Source organism: Natronotalea proteinilytica, from assembly GCF_055379935.1.
Genome location: NZ_AP043947.1, coordinates 1,835,834 through 1,852,593, shown reverse-complemented (window position 1 = coordinate 1,852,593; position 16,760 = coordinate 1,835,834). Strand labels below are relative to the sequence as shown.

16 protein-coding genes are annotated in these 16,760 nt (G+C 59.4%); 11 read left to right on the top strand and 5 right to left on the bottom strand.

The genetic code is table 11. The features are described from left to right. Nucleotides 1-12: 12 nt before the first annotated feature. The 3 genes from ACZ5AL_RS07480 to ACZ5AL_RS07470 all read right to left on the bottom strand — a co-directional run bounded on the left by ACZ5AL_RS07480 (nucleotide 13) and on the right by ACZ5AL_RS07470 (nucleotide 2,722). Complete coding sequence (locus ACZ5AL_RS07480) at nucleotides 13-576, bottom strand: cob(I)yrinic acid a,c-diamide adenosyltransferase (protein WP_464513238.1); 564 nt, start codon at nucleotides 574-576, stop codon at nucleotides 13-15. A gap of 28 nt (nucleotides 577-604) precedes the next feature. Then, the gene (locus ACZ5AL_RS07475; protein WP_464513237.1) at nucleotides 605-1,393 is read right to left on the bottom strand and encodes an ABC transporter ATP-binding protein; all 789 of its coding nucleotides are present in this window, start codon (nucleotides 1,391-1,393) and stop codon (nucleotides 605-607) included. A 168-nt stretch (nucleotides 1,394-1,561) separates the two neighbouring features. After that, nucleotides 1,562-2,722 (bottom strand): 6-bladed beta-propeller, encoded by a 1,161-nt coding sequence (locus ACZ5AL_RS07470; RefSeq protein ID WP_464513235.1) that lies wholly within the window; start codon nucleotides 2,720-2,722, stop codon nucleotides 1,562-1,564. Between the two features lie 460 nt (nucleotides 2,723-3,182). Between ACZ5AL_RS07470 and ACZ5AL_RS07465 the strand changes: the two genes are divergently transcribed. Next, nucleotides 3,183-3,782 carry a DJ-1/PfpI family protein gene (locus ACZ5AL_RS07465; protein WP_464513234.1) on the top strand — a complete coding sequence of 200 codons (600 nt, stop codon included), beginning with the start codon at nucleotides 3,183-3,185 and terminating at the stop codon, nucleotides 3,780-3,782. A 135-nt stretch (nucleotides 3,783-3,917) separates the two neighbouring features. Here the strand turns inward: ACZ5AL_RS07465 and metG are convergent, their stop codons facing one another. Continuing rightward, complete coding sequence (gene metG, locus ACZ5AL_RS07460; protein ID WP_464513233.1) at nucleotides 3,918-6,023, bottom strand: methionine--tRNA ligase; 2,106 nt, start codon at nucleotides 6,021-6,023, stop codon at nucleotides 3,918-3,920. Nucleotides 6,024-6,100: 77 nt separating this feature from the next. Continuing rightward, entirely contained in the window at nucleotides 6,101-6,427 is a 327-nt protein-coding gene (locus ACZ5AL_RS07455) for a hypothetical protein (protein WP_464513231.1), read from the bottom strand. A gap of 139 nt (nucleotides 6,428-6,566) precedes the next feature. Here ACZ5AL_RS07455 and ACZ5AL_RS07450 point away from each other — a divergent pair, with 139 nt between their 5' ends. The 10 genes from ACZ5AL_RS07450 to ACZ5AL_RS07405 all read left to right on the top strand — a co-directional run bounded on the left by ACZ5AL_RS07450 (nucleotide 6,567) and on the right by ACZ5AL_RS07405 (nucleotide 16,752). Next, complete coding sequence (locus ACZ5AL_RS07450) at nucleotides 6,567-7,160, top strand: Uma2 family endonuclease (RefSeq protein WP_464513230.1); 594 nt, start codon at nucleotides 6,567-6,569, stop codon at nucleotides 7,158-7,160. Further along, the gene (gene hisB / locus ACZ5AL_RS07445; RefSeq protein WP_464513283.1) at nucleotides 7,161-7,772 is read left to right on the top strand and encodes an imidazoleglycerol-phosphate dehydratase HisB; all 612 of its coding nucleotides are present in this window, start codon (nucleotides 7,161-7,163) and stop codon (nucleotides 7,770-7,772) included. Nucleotides 7,773-7,823: 51 nt separating this feature from the next. Beyond that, nucleotides 7,824-8,645: a pyrroline-5-carboxylate reductase gene (gene proC / locus ACZ5AL_RS07440; RefSeq protein WP_464513229.1), complete on the top strand. Its 822-nt coding sequence runs from the start codon at nucleotides 7,824-7,826 to the stop codon at nucleotides 8,643-8,645. A gap of 60 nt (nucleotides 8,646-8,705) precedes the next feature. After that, the gene (gene hisH / locus ACZ5AL_RS07435) at nucleotides 8,706-9,335 is read left to right on the top strand and encodes an imidazole glycerol phosphate synthase subunit HisH (RefSeq protein WP_464513228.1); all 630 of its coding nucleotides are present in this window, start codon (nucleotides 8,706-8,708) and stop codon (nucleotides 9,333-9,335) included. Nucleotides 9,336-9,388: 53 nt separating this feature from the next. Further along, nucleotides 9,389-10,183 (top strand): 1-(5-phosphoribosyl)-5-[(5-phosphoribosylamino)methylideneamino]imidazole-4-carboxamide isomerase, encoded by a 795-nt coding sequence (gene hisA, locus ACZ5AL_RS07430; protein WP_464513226.1) that lies wholly within the window; start codon nucleotides 9,389-9,391, stop codon nucleotides 10,181-10,183. A 64-nt stretch (nucleotides 10,184-10,247) separates the two neighbouring features. Continuing rightward, on the top strand, nucleotides 10,248-11,039 hold the full coding sequence (gene hisF, locus ACZ5AL_RS07425) for an imidazole glycerol phosphate synthase subunit HisF (protein ID WP_464513225.1): 792 nt from the start codon (nucleotides 10,248-10,250) through the stop codon (nucleotides 11,037-11,039). Then, entirely contained in the window at nucleotides 11,036-11,341 is a 306-nt protein-coding gene (locus tag ACZ5AL_RS07420; protein WP_464513224.1) for an ABC transporter permease, read from the top strand. The genes hisF and ACZ5AL_RS07420 overlap by 4 nt, the downstream gene beginning before the upstream one ends. A 444-nt stretch (nucleotides 11,342-11,785) precedes the next feature. Further along, nucleotides 11,786-12,868: a class I fructose-bisphosphate aldolase gene (locus ACZ5AL_RS07415; RefSeq protein ID WP_464513222.1), complete on the top strand. Its 1,083-nt coding sequence runs from the start codon at nucleotides 11,786-11,788 to the stop codon at nucleotides 12,866-12,868. Nucleotides 12,869-13,004: 136 nt separating this feature from the next. After that, the gene (locus ACZ5AL_RS07410) at nucleotides 13,005-14,741 is read left to right on the top strand and encodes an ATP-binding protein (RefSeq protein WP_464513221.1); all 1,737 of its coding nucleotides are present in this window, start codon (nucleotides 13,005-13,007) and stop codon (nucleotides 14,739-14,741) included. Between the two features lie 133 nt (nucleotides 14,742-14,874). After that, nucleotides 14,875-16,752 (top strand): Ig-like domain-containing domain, encoded by a 1,878-nt coding sequence (locus ACZ5AL_RS07405; protein ID WP_464513220.1) that lies wholly within the window; start codon nucleotides 14,875-14,877, stop codon nucleotides 16,750-16,752. Nucleotides 16,753-16,760 lie beyond the last annotated feature (8 nt).

The window sequence follows — 16,760 nt, the reverse complement described above, 5'->3', positions numbered from 1 at the left end:
TGAATCGGGTCGCTACGACGATTCAGGAATCCAGGTGTGCTCGGGGGTGTTGGTGACGTGGTTCACCCAGCGGGCAGCTACAAAGAGCAGATCCGACAGTCGGTTTAGATACACCAGCGCTTGCTCGTTGAGCGGAGTCGACGCGCTGGCCTCTACGCTCAAGCGCTCGGCGCGACGGCATACGGTGCGTGCATTATGCAGCGCGGCGGCGGCCGGGGAGCCGCCGGGCAGGATAAAGTGCTTCAGCGGCTCCAGATCCTCTTCGAGTCTGTCGATGTGGGTTTCGAGAGCCTCGACATGGGAGGCTTCGATGCGTGGCACCACCGGCTTTGCGTTTTCAGGAGTGGCCAGGTCGGCCCCTACGATAAACAGATCCTCTTGCAGGGTTTGCAGAAGCGGACGAAGGGGCTCGGTTGCGTCGGTTGACGCAAGGTGCGCACGGGCAATGCCGATGAGCGAGTTGACTTCATCAACGGTGCCGTATGCGCGAATGCGAGGGTGGCCTTTGCCAACGCGGTCGCCGCCAAACAGGGCTGTGGTGCCGTCGTCGCCAGTGCGGGTGTAAATCGTAGCCATACAGAAGGAGGTCAAGTAGCGGGGGTAATTAGAGCGATGCCGGGGCTGCGGGGCCGTGTACGTGGAGGCGCAAGCCGTGTGGTGTGTTGGCTGGCGTGGCCTCCACCCCAAATACCTCGGCCAGATGATTGCGGGTAAGTACCTGTGTGGGGGCCCCTTCCACAGCTACGCGTCCCTGATGAAGCAGGACGAGGCGGTCGGCAAACCGGGCGGCGTGTTCAAGGTCGTGCACCACAGCCACGACGGTCTCCGAGGCCGTCTGGCGCTCTTTAAGATGCTGGAAGAACGAGAGCTTATACTGGATGTCGAGGTGGGCAGTGGGTTCGTCAAGCAGCCAGGCTGTTGGGGTTTGCACCAGCGCCTGGGCTAGAAAGGTACGCTGCCGCTCGCCGCCGCTTAGCGAGGGTACTGTGCGGTGTGCCAGCGGCACCAGATCCATTGTGCGGAGGGCTTCATTGACGTGGGCATGGTCTTCATCCGTGAATGACTGCATCCACCCGCGATAGGGGGCTCGGCCCAGCATCACCAACTCGCGCACGGTGAAATCGAACGCCACATGCGGTGCCTGTTTTACCACCGCCAGGTGGCGCGCTCGGTCGCGGTGGCTCCATCCATTCAGGTGCTGGCCACGGAAGTGCACCGATCCGGCATCGGGCGTCCAGCTGCCCGACAGCACGCGCAGGAGCGAGGTTTTGCCACTTCCATTGGGGCCAATTACACCAACCCACTCCCCCGCGTGCGCTTGAATCGAGGCGGCATCCAGGATGGACTGTCCGCCGCGTATCACCGTAACCGATCGGGCTTCAAGAAGCGACATGCGCCTGCTTCGTTCAAATAGGAAAGCGTTGAGCGCACAAGCGCGCTGCGTAGTGGGGCCATATAGGTCCACAATCATCATACCATACAGCCTGCAGAACATCCAATGCCGCCGTGTTACATGTACGAGAATTGTGGGGCGGGCAATCCAATGATGTCTAACAGGCTCCTACTCCATCGCCACCTTATACCGACGCACATGAGGATACGGCTCCGAAAGGGACGTGTACAAGGCTCCATCGGGGCCCACGGCAACGACCTGGCCGATGTCTGGGGTTCGAGTATCGCTCCAGTGTAAACGTCCCTGCAATCGATAGTCTTCGTCGTATACATCAAGAAACGCATCGTGCACGACATGATCACTGATCTCTCCTTGCCGTTCCTCGATCCACTCGTTGGGGTCGTCAACACCTTCAGACTGAAAGGTGGGTACGAGGCGGATTCCATCAGACAGATATAGCGGGGCGCCCACCGCACTGAACGGGTAGAAGCGCATCCCCTGATCAATCTGAGCCATTCCCATGCCGACCATGCCTTCGGCGTCGGGTTGTGTTATCTGCTGGATGCGCTCGCCAGAGGTTGCATCATAGACATCGATCTGGTATCCAGTGCGGTTTGCCAGATACAGAATACCGTTCGCATAGCCCGCGCGCATGACAGGCATGAACGCAAGCGCCATGTTTATCTCCAGATCAACTGGAAAAGTCTTCACAACGTCGAACGTCTCGGTGTTCAGAATCTGCACAAGGCCCTCAAACTCCTCATCTACGCCCACAATCGCGACCGTATCGTCCGATCCGTGGAGCAGGCTCCCTATACGTACCTGCAGGTCCTCGGGCGTGTGACTCTGTTCGTGAGTGCCCTCGGTGCTCCACTCATCAAGACGGCCCGTTCCATCTAAAATCAGAAGATTGCCACTGGGCAATACACCAATTCCATTTGGAAATTGAAACTCGCCGGGCCCCTGCCCTTCACGCCCCGCCTCCCACAGAAACGTGCCCTCCGCATCAAAAGCAAGCAGCCGATGATCGCGGCGGTCGAGAATGTATACCGATCCGTCATCGTCAACGGCCACATCAGAGGCGTCAGACAGCAGAGCTTCAGCAGGTTCCTCTTCAGCTCCAAACGACTGTGTATGATCGAATTGCAGCGGAGCACTTTCGGCGGCATCCCATTCGGGCGCGCCGGTGTTCGTAATGATGGTCAGCCCTTCTTCCTCGTCAACGGTGTAATCCGCCTCGGAGGCGTCGGTATCGCCGCAGCCGACCAGTAGGGCGCCGAGAAAAAGAAAAGCACACAGTGTAAATACGGACGTTCGATATCGTGGCATCGTTCGTTTTTTCGCTGTGAAAGGATTCGCTAAATGAGATATAGAGCGCTATCGTTGGGTACATTAAACAGGCTTTGGATGAGACGAAAGCATGCTCGTTAATCCCAACAACGGCTGCTTATACATAAACTTCACCATGACAATACACACTGTGCTCGTCGCATGCAAATCGATCCGGGAAAAACGGTTGGGTAGCCCGAAGGACTGCATCTCCCTGTTGTGTCAACGAACAGCAGCACACCTATTCGATAAGCCCGTCCGCAGTTGAATCCACCCACCCCCGAGATAGACTTTCACTGGGCGATTACGCAGCATAATGCGTCGGTGTGAGAGCTACAGGTGAGAACGTGCAGTATCCATAATTGACAACAGAACAGGTCTACGTGGATCTTTATTCTGGATCAGCCCGTCAAGCATCTTGCCTATTCGGTTCTCTTTTTCTTGACAAACGGTGATTGCTATGGAAGGTGCAAAAATTCTCATGCTCGTGGGCGACTTCGTGGAAGACTACGAAGTGATGGTCCCATTTCAAGCGCTTCAGATGGTTGGCCACACGGTACACGCTGTCTGCCCCGATAAGTCTGCAGAGGACACCGTCAAAACCGCGGTGCACGACTTTGAAGGCGACCAGACGTATACGGAGAAGCCTGGCCACAATTTCGCGCTCAACGCAACGTTTGACGATGTAGATCCAGCAGACTACGACGCGCTGGTGATCCCAGGCGGACGGGCACCCGAGTATATTCGTCTCAATGAGGAGGTGCTGGCAATGGTACGTCACTTCGATGATGCCGGTAAGCCGATCGCAGCGGTCTGCCACGGTGCACAGGTGCTCGCGGCAGCAGGCGTAATCGACGGTAAACAGTGTGCGGCGTATCCAGCATGTCAGCCTGAAGTAGAACGTGCGGGCGGCATCTACACCGATATTGCCGCTGATGAGGTAACCGTTGATGGGCAGCTTGTAACAGCGCCGGCCTGGCCAGCGCATCCGAAGTGGTTGGCGGCTTTTCTTGAGGTGTTGGGTACGACGATCTCGCACCGCGAGCCTGTGGCAGCTTGATCTTAGGCGAAGCGTTGTGGGTCTTTTTTCCACGGAGCATTTCTCACAAACAAAGCGAGCCTGCTCTGCAACGAGCGGGCTCGCTTTGTTTCTATGGGGGAGATCCCCCTCTTTTCTCACAGGTTGCGTCCTGGTCTACCGCACCACCGACCCGGGCTCTGCATCGGTCGTCAGAAGCGACAGATTGCCGTCGCGGTCTTCGCCCATCAGCACCATGCCCTGGCTTTCGAGGCCAAACATGGTCTTGGGCGCGAGGTTGGCGACCACAGTTACGTGCTTGCCGATAATAGCATCGGGATCCATGTGCTGGGCAATACCTGCCAGAATCTGCCGCTCCTCATAGCCCAGGTCCACCTCCAGGCGAAGCAGCTTGTCGGCATCCTCAACCGGCTCAGCCAGGGTGATTTTGCCCACGCGCAGATCCATATCCATGAAGTCGCCAAACTCGATGGGGTCTTTGGGGGATTCGTAGCCCTGATCTTCGGGCGTAGGGTCAGAGTCGTCGGTGCCAAGCTTGTCGCGTTGCGCGTCCATGCGTTCGTCGTCTAATTTGTCGAAGAGAATAGCGGGGTCGTTCAAGGGGTGTCCGGACTGTAGCAAAGCGGATCCGGCGGCGTTCCATCCGCGGTCGGAGGCATCGGGGCCAGGCGTGCTGGTGCGGACGTCCGTCAGGTTCAGCATCTCGCGGAGGCGTGCTGATGCGTGCGGCACCACCGGATCCATCAAGATGCTGAGGGCCGCACACACCTGCAGGCACACATGCACCGTATTGGCGCAGGCCTGCGGATCGCTCTTGCGGGTGTGCCAGGGCTCGGTGTCGTTGAAGTACTTGTTGCCGAGGCGCGCTATGGCCATTGTTTTGGTGACGGCCTCACGCATCCGAAAGTCATTGTACGACTCGGCAATGTCAGCGGGCGCATCGGCGAGGGTGTCGAGCACCGCCTGATCGGTGTCGGTGGGTGCCTCAAGCGGAGGCACCGCGCCGTCGAAGTAGCGGTCGGCGAAGGTGAGCGTGCGGTTTACGAAGTTGCCCAGCACGTCGGCCAGCTCGCCGTTGACGCGGTTCTGGAAGGCATCCCAGGAGAAGTCGGCATCTTTGGTCTCGGGCAGCGTCGTGGCCAGCGCATAGCGCAGCATGTCGACGCCCTGCGTATCCGCGAAATCGTCGAGGTACTCGTGCAGCCACACCGCCCAGTTGCGACTGGTAGAGAGCTTCTTGCCTTCCAGGTTTAAGAACTCGTTGGCAGGTACGTTCTCAGGCAGGACATAGTCGCCATGCGCCTGCAGCATCGCCGGAAACATGAGGCAGTGAAAGACGATGTTGTCTTTGCCCACAAAGTGGACGAGCTCGGTGTCGTCGTCCTGCCAATAGGCGCGCCAGCGCTCCGGATCCCCCTGCTCCTCGGCCCAGCGCTTGGTGATGGAGATGTACCCGATCGGGGCGTCGAACCACACGTAGATGACCTTGCCGTCGGCTTCGATGCCGTGGCGCTTGGCTACATCGGCTGGTACCGGCACGCCCCACGGCACATCGCGAGTGATGGCGCGCGGCTGCAGTCCATCGTTGAGCCAGCTTTTCACCTGTCCGCGCACATTGTTTTTCCACTCGGGATGCGTATCAATCCAGGCTTCGAGAGCGTCCTGCATGTCGTCGAGCGGCAGGTACCAGTGCGTGGTTTCGCGGAGCTCGGGCGTGGCATCGGTGAGGGTGCTACGCGGGTTGATGAGTTCATCGGGACTGAGCGTGGCGCCGCATCGTTCACACTGGTCGCCGTACGCCTCTTCGTAGCTGCACTTCGGACAGGTGCCCACCACGAACCGGTCGGCCAAAAACATCTCGGCTTTCGGGTCATAGAGCTGCTCCTGTGTTTTGAGCGCGAACGCGTCTTTTGCGTCGAGCGTGCGAAAGAAATCACGCGTGGTTTCGGCGTGCAGGTCGTCGGTGGTGCGTCCGTAATGATCGAAGCTCATCCCGAACCGCTCGAAGCTCTCCTCAATGAGCGGATGGTACGTATCCACAATGTCTTGCGGCGTGCGGTCTTCGCGGAGGGCGCGCATCAGGATGGCCACGCCCATTTCGTCGGAGCCGCACACAAAGGCTACATCGCGCCCAGTGAGGCGCTGGTAGCGCACGTACAGATCGGCGGGCAGGTAGGCGCCAGCCAGATGGCCGATGTGAAGCGGACCGTTGGCGTAGGGCAGCGCGGCGGTGACGGTAAGACGCGTGTTCGGATCAGACATGTGCGGTGGGGTGGGGAAAAGAACAGGGTGTATAGGGGATGCGAAGGCGTATCGGCGCGGCGACGGGGTGGGAGCCGTTAGTTAAAGCTGACGCCGTCGAGCATATCGCCTTCGAGCTTGCGAAGGGCCTCTTCAGCAAACCAGGCTTCTTTTACCTCCTTGGTCTCGTCGGGGATGTTGTCGTGCGGCTTCTCGTAGCCTTCGATGTCCTTCAGCCACACCAGCGTTTTGCGGCGCATCGTGCCATCGGGGGCTTCAAACTCGACATCCACCTCGCGGGCTGCGCAGGTGCCCTCGGCAATGCCAAACACGCCGCCGTGCTTAGGATGCCTCAGAAGAATGCGCACCCGTTCTCCGTAATCAAATCGGCTGGTTTCAAAATCTGCTTCGCTGTAGGTAGCCATAGGGGGGTAAGAACGCGGAGGTCGAACAATTGGGGCGGTTATCAATACTGCATACAGTATAAAAACCGGAATGGGCTCGTGCAGTTCGTTGCCGTGAGCCGTGCATGAAAAGTGTTGCGCCAATCGCGCTAATTCTGCTATGCCTTCCCCTGCTTCCCCACAAATCCAAGGGTCAGACCGCACGCCCCTGTCACACGGCTACCGTTTTAGCCGTGCGCAGTATGAGCGTATGGTGGAGACAGGCGTGCTTGGGCCTAGCGATCGGGTTGAGCTGATCGATGGACAAATCGTACCTATGGGTCCACAAAACAGTCGCCATGCTGCCGTAACAACCTGTCTTCTGACCACGCTGGTTGGGATGTGTCCAGACTCGCATCATGTGCGCAGTCAGGTGCCACTTGCTTTGGGCACCGCTTCGGAGCCGGAGCCTGACGTGATGGTTGTACCTGGGTCAAATGAAGACTTCCTCGACGTGCACCCTGAGACAGCTACACTCGTGGTAGAAGTCGCCGATACGTCGCTTGCGTTCGACCAGGACACGAAACGGCGTCTCTATGCCCAGCATGGTATCCCCACGTACTGGATCGTGAACCTGCCGTCGGCCTGCGTTGAGGTGTACACCCATCCCAGCGACGGCGATTATACCGCGAAACACACCGTGCCACGCAACGAACGCCTGTCCGTGCCGTTTGCTGATGCTGTCATTGCCTGCACTGATATCCTGCCGAAATAACTGCATATGCCCACCGACTTGCCCACCCGTACGGCCTCCGTTTCTCGTAGCACCAACGAAACCGACATCTCCGTCTCCGTAAACCTGGACCCTGAGCTGGTCTCGTACGCGAATGACACGGGGATTGGCTTTCTCGACCACATGCTCGACCTGTTTGCGCGCCACGGCGGGTTCTCGATGGAGGTGACGTGCGATGGCGACTTGCACGTAGACGACCACCACACCACCGAAGATGTGGCGATTGCGCTCGGGCAGGCATTCCACAACGCACTGGGCGACAAAACGCAGATTGCCCGCTACGGACACGCGTACGTGCCGATGGATGAAACGCTGGCACGAAGCGTAATTGACTTGTCGGGGCGCTTTTATTGTCAGGTGGATGCCGACTTTGGTCGTCCCACCGTAGGCAAGCTGGCTACCGAGATGGTCCCGCATTTCTGGTATTCGTTTGCCGAGCATCTGCGCTGCAACTGGCACTTCACGGTCCTCTACGGATCCAACACACACCACAAGGTAGAAGCGCTGTTCAAAGCCGGAGCCCGCGCCCTCCGCGCCGCCGTCCACCGCGATGTAACCCGCGACCATGTGCTCTCCACTAAGGGCACGATATAAACGGGTCTGCCTTCTCTTTCTTGACTGCTTCTTCTACCCATCGGTTTTTCTATGTTTGATACTCATACGCTCGCAATTCTCGGTGCCGGAAGCATCGGACAGGCTCTAATTGGCGGACTCGTTGGCGATCTGTTGCCGCCCGAGCGCATCATCGCCACGCGTCGCTCCGAGGCCGGACAGTCCGATCTGCGTGGGACGTTTCCGGACATCCGTGTGACTGCTGATAACGCTGCAGCGGTGGAAGACGCTACTCTCGTGCTCATTGCCTGTAAACCCTACCAGCGAACCGATCTGTTCAACGCCATTCGGCCAGTGCTCAACAACGACGCACTGGTGATTTCCGTGCTGGCGGGTATCCACAGCACCACGCTGGCCCGCGAGCTCGACAGCGCCAACCCGATTGTACGGGCGATGCCCAACACGCCCGCGCTGGTCGATGCAGGCGCTACGGCCTTGGCCGCCGGCTCGACCGCCAACGAGACGCACCTGGAGCTGGCTACCGCGATGTTTGAGGCGGTGGGTACGGCTGAGGTGGTGAGCGAGTCGCAGATGGACGCCGTAACGGGTCTCTCTGGAAGCGGCCCCGCTTACGTGTTTATGTTCATCGAAGCGCTGATCGATGCCGGCGTGCGTCAGGGGCTGCCCCGCACCACCGCAGCGCGTCTGGCCAAGCAAACCGTGTACGGCGCCGCCAAGCTGGCGCGCGACTCCGGCGAGCACCCGGCCATCCTGCGCGATGGTGTGACCACCCCCGGCGGTACGGCCATCGCTGCCGTTTCTGAGCTGGAGGCCCACGGACTGCGCACCATGCTCATCAATGCGGTGGATACGGCCACCCGACGCTCTCGCGAACTGAACGAATCCGACGAGTAACTCCGGATCCCGTTTGTCGCTTCGCATCCCTCTGATTTACTGGTTCTTGCTCTTTTCTCTATGACCACCATCATCGACTACGGCATCGGCAACCTGCGCTCCATTGAAAAAGCTTTCGAGGCGGTTGGCACCGACGTAGTGCGCACCGACGATGCCGACACCATTTTACAGGCTGACCGTGTGGTGCTGCCGGGCGTGGGGGCGTTTGGGGCCTGCATGACCGAGGTGGCTGCCCGTGAACTGACCCCTGTGGTGCACGAAGTGGTGACGCAGGGTACCCCCTTTCTGGGCGTGTGCGTAGGGATGCAGATGCTCTTCAGCGAAGGCCACGAACGCGGCACCTATGAAGGGCTTGGCATTTTACCCGGTAGCGTGGTCCATTTCAACGACGCCAACAACGCTACTGCCGATATGCCGACTCGCAAGGTGCCGCACATGGGCTGGAATACGCTCGACGTGCATCGCGATTCGCCGCTCCTGGCCGACATTGAGCCCGGCGATTACGTCTACTTTGTGCATTCCTACCATGCTCAGGCCCAGCACGATGCCGACGTGCTCGCATCGGCCACGTACGATCATGCGTTTCCGGCAATCGTACAGCGCGACAATGTGTTTGGCGTGCAGTTCCACCCCGAGAAAAGCCACGCGGTGGGGTTGCAGCTGCTCAAAAACTTTGCCGCCCTTGGTTGATTCAACCGTATCCACACCCCGCAGTCGTTCCCCTACCGACCCCCACCCCGTTTATGGCCCTCGTGATTCCAGCTATCGACCTACGCGGCGGACGCTGTGTCCGCCTCCATCAAGGATCGTACGACGAAGAAACCGTCTACTTCGACGATCCCGTCAAGATGGCGAAGCTATGGCGCGTGCAGAATGCGCGGGTGCTGCATGTGGTTGATCTGGATGCGGCACGCGGCGACGATAGTCCCAACCGCGCGGCCATTCGGGGCATCACCGAAGCCCTGGATATTCCCGTGCAGATGGGCGGCGGCATCCGTTCGCTCGACGATATTGCCGCTGCGCTGGAGATGGGCGTCTACCGCGTGATTATTGGCACCGCAGCGGTGCGCAACCCGCCGATGATCAGCGAAGCGATTGAGCGGTTTGGGCCGCGCCGCATCGTTGTGGGTATCGACGCCCGCGACGGCGAGGCGCGCGTGCAGGGCTGGACCGAAGGCTCGGGCGTGGATGCGGTGGAGCTGGCGCTTGACATGCAAGACCGCGGCGTGCAGCGCATCGTGTACACCGACATCAGCCGCGATGGCACGATGGAGGGCCCGAATCTCGGCGCATACCGTGCGATGGGCAGTGCGCTATCGACCACCAAGATTACGGCATCCGGTGGAGTGGGGCAACATCGCGACCTGCTGGGCATCCAGACGCTGGCGCGCTACGGCGTCGATTCGGTGATCGTGGGCAAAGCCCTGTACGAGAACGTCTTTCCGTGTCAGCAATTCTGGAGCTGGAACCAGAAGGACGACATTGACCTCGACACCTTCTCGACTGCCCCCCTGCACGACCCCTCGGTTCTGCGATAGCCCCCACGTTCGTCTCTTCTCCTCCACCCTTCCATCCCTAACACCCCTACACCCTTAACAACCCATGCCCTTAGCCAAACGCATCATCCCCTGTCTCGACGTTGACGAAGGCCGTGTCGTGAAAGGCGTGAACTTCGTGGATCTGGTCGATGCCGGCGACCCGGTCGAGCAGGCCCGTTTCTACAACGAAGCCGGGGCCGACGAACTCGTGTTTCTCGACATCACTGCCACGCACGAAGACCGGGCCATCATGCACGATGTGGTGCGCCGCACCGCCGACGAGGTCTTCATTCCGCTTACCGTGGGCGGTGGCATTCGTACCGTTGAAGACATGCGCGCGATGCTGCATGCAGGTGCCGACAAGACCGCGATCAATTCAGCGGCTGTCAAGAATCCGGAAATAATCACCGAGGGGGCTGAAGCCTTTGGATCGCAGTGCATCGTCGTAGCCATTGATGCCCGGCGCCGCGAGGAGGGCGACGGCTGGGAGGTGTTCGTACACGGTGGACGCAAGCCCACTGGGCTCGACGCGCTAGAGTGGGCCGAGGAGGCTGAACGACGTGGGGCCGGCGAGTTGCTTGTTACGTCGATGGATCGTGACGGCACCAAGTCGGGCTACGACAACGAGTTGCTGCGTGCGATCAGCGAGCGCGTGCGCATCCCCGTGATTGCGTCTGGAGGGGCCGGGTCGCTCGAGCACCTACGCGACGGTCTACGCGAGGGCAACGCCGATGCTGTACTGGCTGCTTCCATCTTCCACTTTCGTGAGTACAGCGTTGAAGAGGCGAAGTCCTTTCTGCTTGATGCCGACCTACCTGTTCGCCCGATCCGTACAACATCGCTCATTCAGTCATGAATCCCGCTCGCTTTCTTCGTCTCGGTGCCCTTGTTTTTGCACTGCTGGGCGGGGGCATCCTCATCTGGCTTATCGACAAAGCGATTCAGCATCCTGAAGTGCAGGCCTCCATGCTGGGGTACGAAGCGCCGTATTGGCCCGGCATCATCGCGTTTACTATGTTCTGCACGGGTGTCGCCATCTATGTCTTGCTCTATGCCGCCCGTCGGGTCGATGACGGCGAAGACCTGTATGCGCAACGCCACCGTCGGCATCCCTCCGAAAAATATCCCGAGGAATATGCCTCCGACCGGGAAGCGTAGTGCTGTGTCACAGGTCAATCTTCGGGGACGCATGTGCAACCTAACGTACCGAGAAAAACCCACACCCTTGTCATTGCGAGCGCAGCGACGCAATCTCATGCCATCACGCCAACTGCCAACGGCCCAATCAACGGCATGAGATCGCACCCCAGGAGTACTCGTTCGCTAGCGCTCACAGCGCCACGTCGGTCGCAGGCTCCCTCTTCGCGATGACAAGGTGTAAACGTATTTTTGCCGATTTACCTACCATAGCGGCCTGGCCCAAACGTGGTTTCGGCGTATCGATGCGTCACATCTCCTCCAAACCTGCATATCTTCATCGCCTAAGGGGTGGACAGCGCCCGTTCTGGCTTGTATCTTAGCGATGCGTGTACAACTCATCTGCTTCGAGTTGGCTATGCGCACGGCTCCTTTTCACTCTCGTTTACTTCAAGAGCATCTTCTTTGACTATGGCTGCTACCCCAACCACTGACATCGCATCGCTTCTTGGCGATGAAGCCGACGACCTGCTCACGCACGAATGTATGATCGACAAAGATCAACTCCATCTACCCGGAGGCGACTTTGTGGATCGCGTGTGGAAGGATTCCGACCGCAACCCGCGCGTGCTGCGCAACATGCAAGGGCTTTTCGACCATGGACGCCTTGGCGGTACCGGGTATCTGTCGATTCTTCCTGTTGATCAGGGCATCGAACACTCCGGAGGCGCCTCATTCGCGCCGAACCCGATCTACTTTGATCCCGAAAACATCATCAAGCTGGCCATGGAGGCCGGATGCAATGGTGTGGCCACTACGTATGGCGTGCTGGGCAGCATGGCCCGCAAGTATGCCCACAAGATTCCGTTCATCCTCAAGTTCAATCACAACGAGCTGCTCTCGTACCCCAACACGTACGACCAGACGCTCTACTCAACCGTTGAGTCGGCTTTCGATATGGGATGTGTAGGCGTGGGCGCCACCATCTACTTTGGGTCCGACGAGTCGCCTCGTCAGATCGAGGAAGTGTCGAACGCCTTTGCGCGTGCTCACGAATTGGGCATGTTCACCATTCTGTGGTGCTACGTGCGCAACAGCAACTTCACCATCGATGGCAAAAACTACGAGGCGTCTGCCGATCTTACCGGGCAGGCCAATCACATTGGTGTAACCATTGAGGCCGACATCGTAAAGCAGAAGCAGCCGACCCTGAATGGCGGCTACCGGGCGCTGAACATGGGCGACTCCAGCTACGGGAAGCTCGACGAGCGCATCTACTCGAAGCTCTCGGGCGATCATCCCATCGATATGACCCGCTACCAGGTCATGAACAGCTACATGGGTCGCTGCGGACTCATTAACTCGGGCGGCGGCTCGGGCAAAAACGACAAAGCGCAGGTCGTACGCACGGCCGTTATCAACAAGCGCGCCGGCGGCATGGGCCTGATTACCGGACGCAAGGCCTTCCAGCGTCCGATGAACGAAGGTGTTGAGGTGGTCAACGCGCTTCAAGATGTGTACCTCGACGACAGCATCACAGTTGCCTAACGTACGCCTGTGCTTGCTGTATGCATGACCGTGCCGCTCCGCCATGCTCCTTTTATTGGGGGGATGCGCGGAGCGGTGAGGTTTTACCATGTGCTCGCTATTCTGATTTCTTTCTCTGCTACGTCTGCTGGCTTCTATGTCTGATACCTCCTTCGAAACTACGCACTATCCTGCCTGGGCCGATGAACTGGCACAACGCTACCTGAGCAAGTCGGTATCCACCTTCGTGCTGCATGGCGATGTACGCGATCTGATTCGCACGACCGATCCGGTCACAGAGGCCCCGACGTACGTTCCGCTATCTGACTTTCTCTCAGATGATCTCTTTGCGGCGCGTGACGTAATTGTGCAGTACGATCGCTCCTCGGGGCTGCGCTTTCCCACACGCGCCTCACGCAAAGACTTCGACCGAGCGGTGTCTGGGTATGACAGCTTTCACGGCACCAGCTACGGCAACAAACTACCGAAAGAACCGGGTCGCGTGTTTGCCCTGCTCGAAAACTACTTTCGGTTGCGCCTGGCAAACGGAACGCGCATGGCATGCGTCATCGACTACGCCGAAACGATTGTGCCCATGGCCGAGGCCGCCATGTACTCCGCAGAAGACCGGCAGGCGCTGGTCTATCTGCAGCGGTGGGCCCGCGATCCGCTGTTTCTGGATCACGACTTTACCCTTTGCCTCGTCACCGAAAACCTGACCGATCTGAACCAGCAGCTTGTGCAGAGTCCGCACACCGCCGAGATTCAGGTCCCCATCCCCGATGCCGATGCGCGCGAGCACTACTCCCAGTGGTATGTAGGTGAGCGTACCGAGGTCTACAACGAGCGCGCCGACATGCCCCTCGACACGCTGGCCGACTCCACCTCCGGGCTGAACCTGACACAACTGCGCACCATCCTGGCGGATGTGTTCGAAAACAACCGTCCCCTCACGTTTGAGCGGCTCTCCGAGCTCCGCAAAGACTTTATCGAGGCCGAGGCGTACGGCATGCTGGAGTTTGTAGATACCGACTTCACCCTCGATGACGTAGCCGGGCATCGCGAAGCCAAGACGCACCTTCGTCAGGCTGCCCAAGCGCTGCGTGCGAATCGCCCCGACGTCATGCCCATGGGTTATCTTATCTGTGGTCCAGTGGGATGCGGAAAGACCTTCCTCATTCGGTCCTTTGCTGGCGAAATTGGCATTCCCATGGTGATGCTCAAAAACTTCCGGTCGCAGTGGCAGGGCGTTACCGAGGGGAACCTGGAGAAAATTCTGAACCTGCTCGAAGCGATGACGCCCGTCGCCGTAATGATTGATGAGGCCGACGCGGCGCTGGGCAATCGCGACGCACAGGGCGACTCGGGCGTATCGCAGCGCGTGTTTGCGCAGATCGTGTCGTTCATGAGCAATCCGAAGCACCGCGGACGCGTCATCTTTTTTCTCGTCACAGCGCGCCCCGATCTCATGCCCGTAGACCTAAAGCGCCAGGGCCGGGCCGAAGAGCACCTCGCCCTGTTCTACCCGAACGTGCGCGAAGACCGCGAGGAGTTGCTTCAGATTATGATGAAGCGCACCGGCGTCGAGCTTGACATCGAAGAGGTCCCCGACATTTTGGTGAATGGCGAGCGCACCTTCAGCGGAGCCGATATGGAGGCCATCATGACGCGCGCTTCGTTTCGGGCTGCTGCCGAGGGGACCGAGGTTACCTCCGAGATTCTGGAAACGACCGTTCAGGACTTCATTCCCCCTACGTATCCGCAAGAAATAGAAATGCAGACCCTGGCCTCGGTGCTGGAATGCACCAGCAAGTCGCTCTTGCCTGAACCCTACCGGTCAATGGATCGCAAGGAGGTCGTGCAGCGCGTCGAGACGCTCAAGCACCAGATTTGAGGCGACACCTTCATTCGGACGATCGCCCGAAGCAGCACAAGACGGAAACACCATGCAGGCATCGGCAATGCAAGGAGATCCGCACACTCGTTCACCGGTGGCATGATACATGGTTGGATTGGCTCATTTGGACATGCACATACGCCACGGTATAGGCGTGCTCTTTGTGTTGATCGCTCTGCAACTTGCGGGCTGTGCCAATCCGTCACCGCCCACCGGCGGCCCCCAAGACACCACTCCGCCCGTGCTTGAGCATCTGGTGCCCGCCGACGATTCGGTAAACGTGCCGCTCGATATCGAAATCGAGATGGAGTTCGATAAGTATATCGAGCGTGGCACGATGGCAGGGGCCTTCTCCATGACGCCGGAGCCAGAGATTCCCCCCGAGTTTGACTTTAGCGGACGCCGCATCACCATCTCGTTTCCCGAGCCGCTTTCCGACAGCACTACCTACATCGTGGAACTGGGTACCGATCTGCGCGATGTGCGCAACGTGAACCTCAACGAACCCCTGATCTTTGCCTTCTCCACCGGCCCTGAAATCGACGAGGGGCGCATCGAAGGCGAAATCCTGGATCCCGAATGGGGCGATCCAGAAGAGGGTGTCAACGTGTTTGCCTATGCTGTGGGCCCCGATGCCCAGGCCCCGCCCGATTCGCTCCCCGAGGAGCCTGACTTCCGCACGGAAACTGGAAGCGACGGAACGTTTCTGTTTCGCAACATCCGTGAAGAGCAGTATTACGTCATTGGCGTGCGCGATGTCAACCGCAACCGCTTTCCCGACCCCGACGAAGCGTTTGCCGTACCTCCCGTGCCGATCATCACAGCGCGTCCTGAGGCCGAACCGGTGCCTGTGCCATGGCTTCTTTACGAGCCCGAGCCGGCTCCCCGTGCCGAGCGCGTGCGGCCCCGCACCACGCAACGCCAATACGTGCGGTTTAACGTTCCGGTGGAATGGACCGAGCGCGACGCATCGCACTGGGTGCTGGTAGACTCAGTTGCCCAAGACACCATTTCTTTGGGCAGCGTATACCGGTCTGATGAAACGCCCTTCGAAGTAGGCGTAGCGACCAACCAGCCACTCACCGAACGCGTCCATCGGCTTTCCGTGCCGCCGAATGCCCTTGCCGATGCCCAGGGCCGCCCCGTACCAGATACGACATTCAGCTTCACCCCCTCCACCCGTGAGGATGAGGCCGAGCCCGAGTGGATCGGGTTTCGCCCCGAACGCTCCGAAGCCGACGATAGCATTCCGCTTCTCGAAGATGAGGCGCCCGCCCTGCGCGTTACGCTCCCCCTTGCCGACGAGGCATGGAACGAGACAATCACCGCCACCGACACGCTTGGCCAGTCACGCACACTCACCCCTACCTCCGAAGACGGGCTGCAGTACCGTCTCGAAACGGATCCGCCCCTTGATGTCGACATGCCGCTTGATTTCGCGGTAGATGGCGAGGCGGTGGCCGAAGAAGACACCGTGTTCACCCAGCGCTTTCACCGGCTTACCGTTGACGATCTGGGCGAACTCGAAACCACCCTCGCGTACGACGTTCGCCCCTGGCCCGAGCGGGATCCTGACGACGGCACCGATCTGGGACTCCCCATTTCATTCGGCATTACTGTGCCCGACAGCTTGTGGCCTGCGCCTCCTGCCGGGCCGCCGTCAATGGATGTAGGTGCCGTGCCTGACATAGATGCCGACACCCTTGCAATGGCCGTGCCCGGTGTTCTCCGCGTAGAAATCCATGACGAATCAAACGACAACTGGCCCACTCGTCATGTAGAGGCCGATGCCCCGGGGCTCTTTCGCGTAGAGCGCATTCCCGAAGGCCAGTTCCGCTTTCGCGTGCTGCTCGATCGCGACAATACCGGCTACTGGTCGCCCGGCCAAATTGCCCCGTACGCACCCGCCGATCTGGTCACATGGTCGCAGCAGCCCATTGAGGGACGCGCCCGCTGGACCAACGTGCTGGAGGAGACCCTCCGCCTCATCGAACTCACCGACGAATAACATACTGT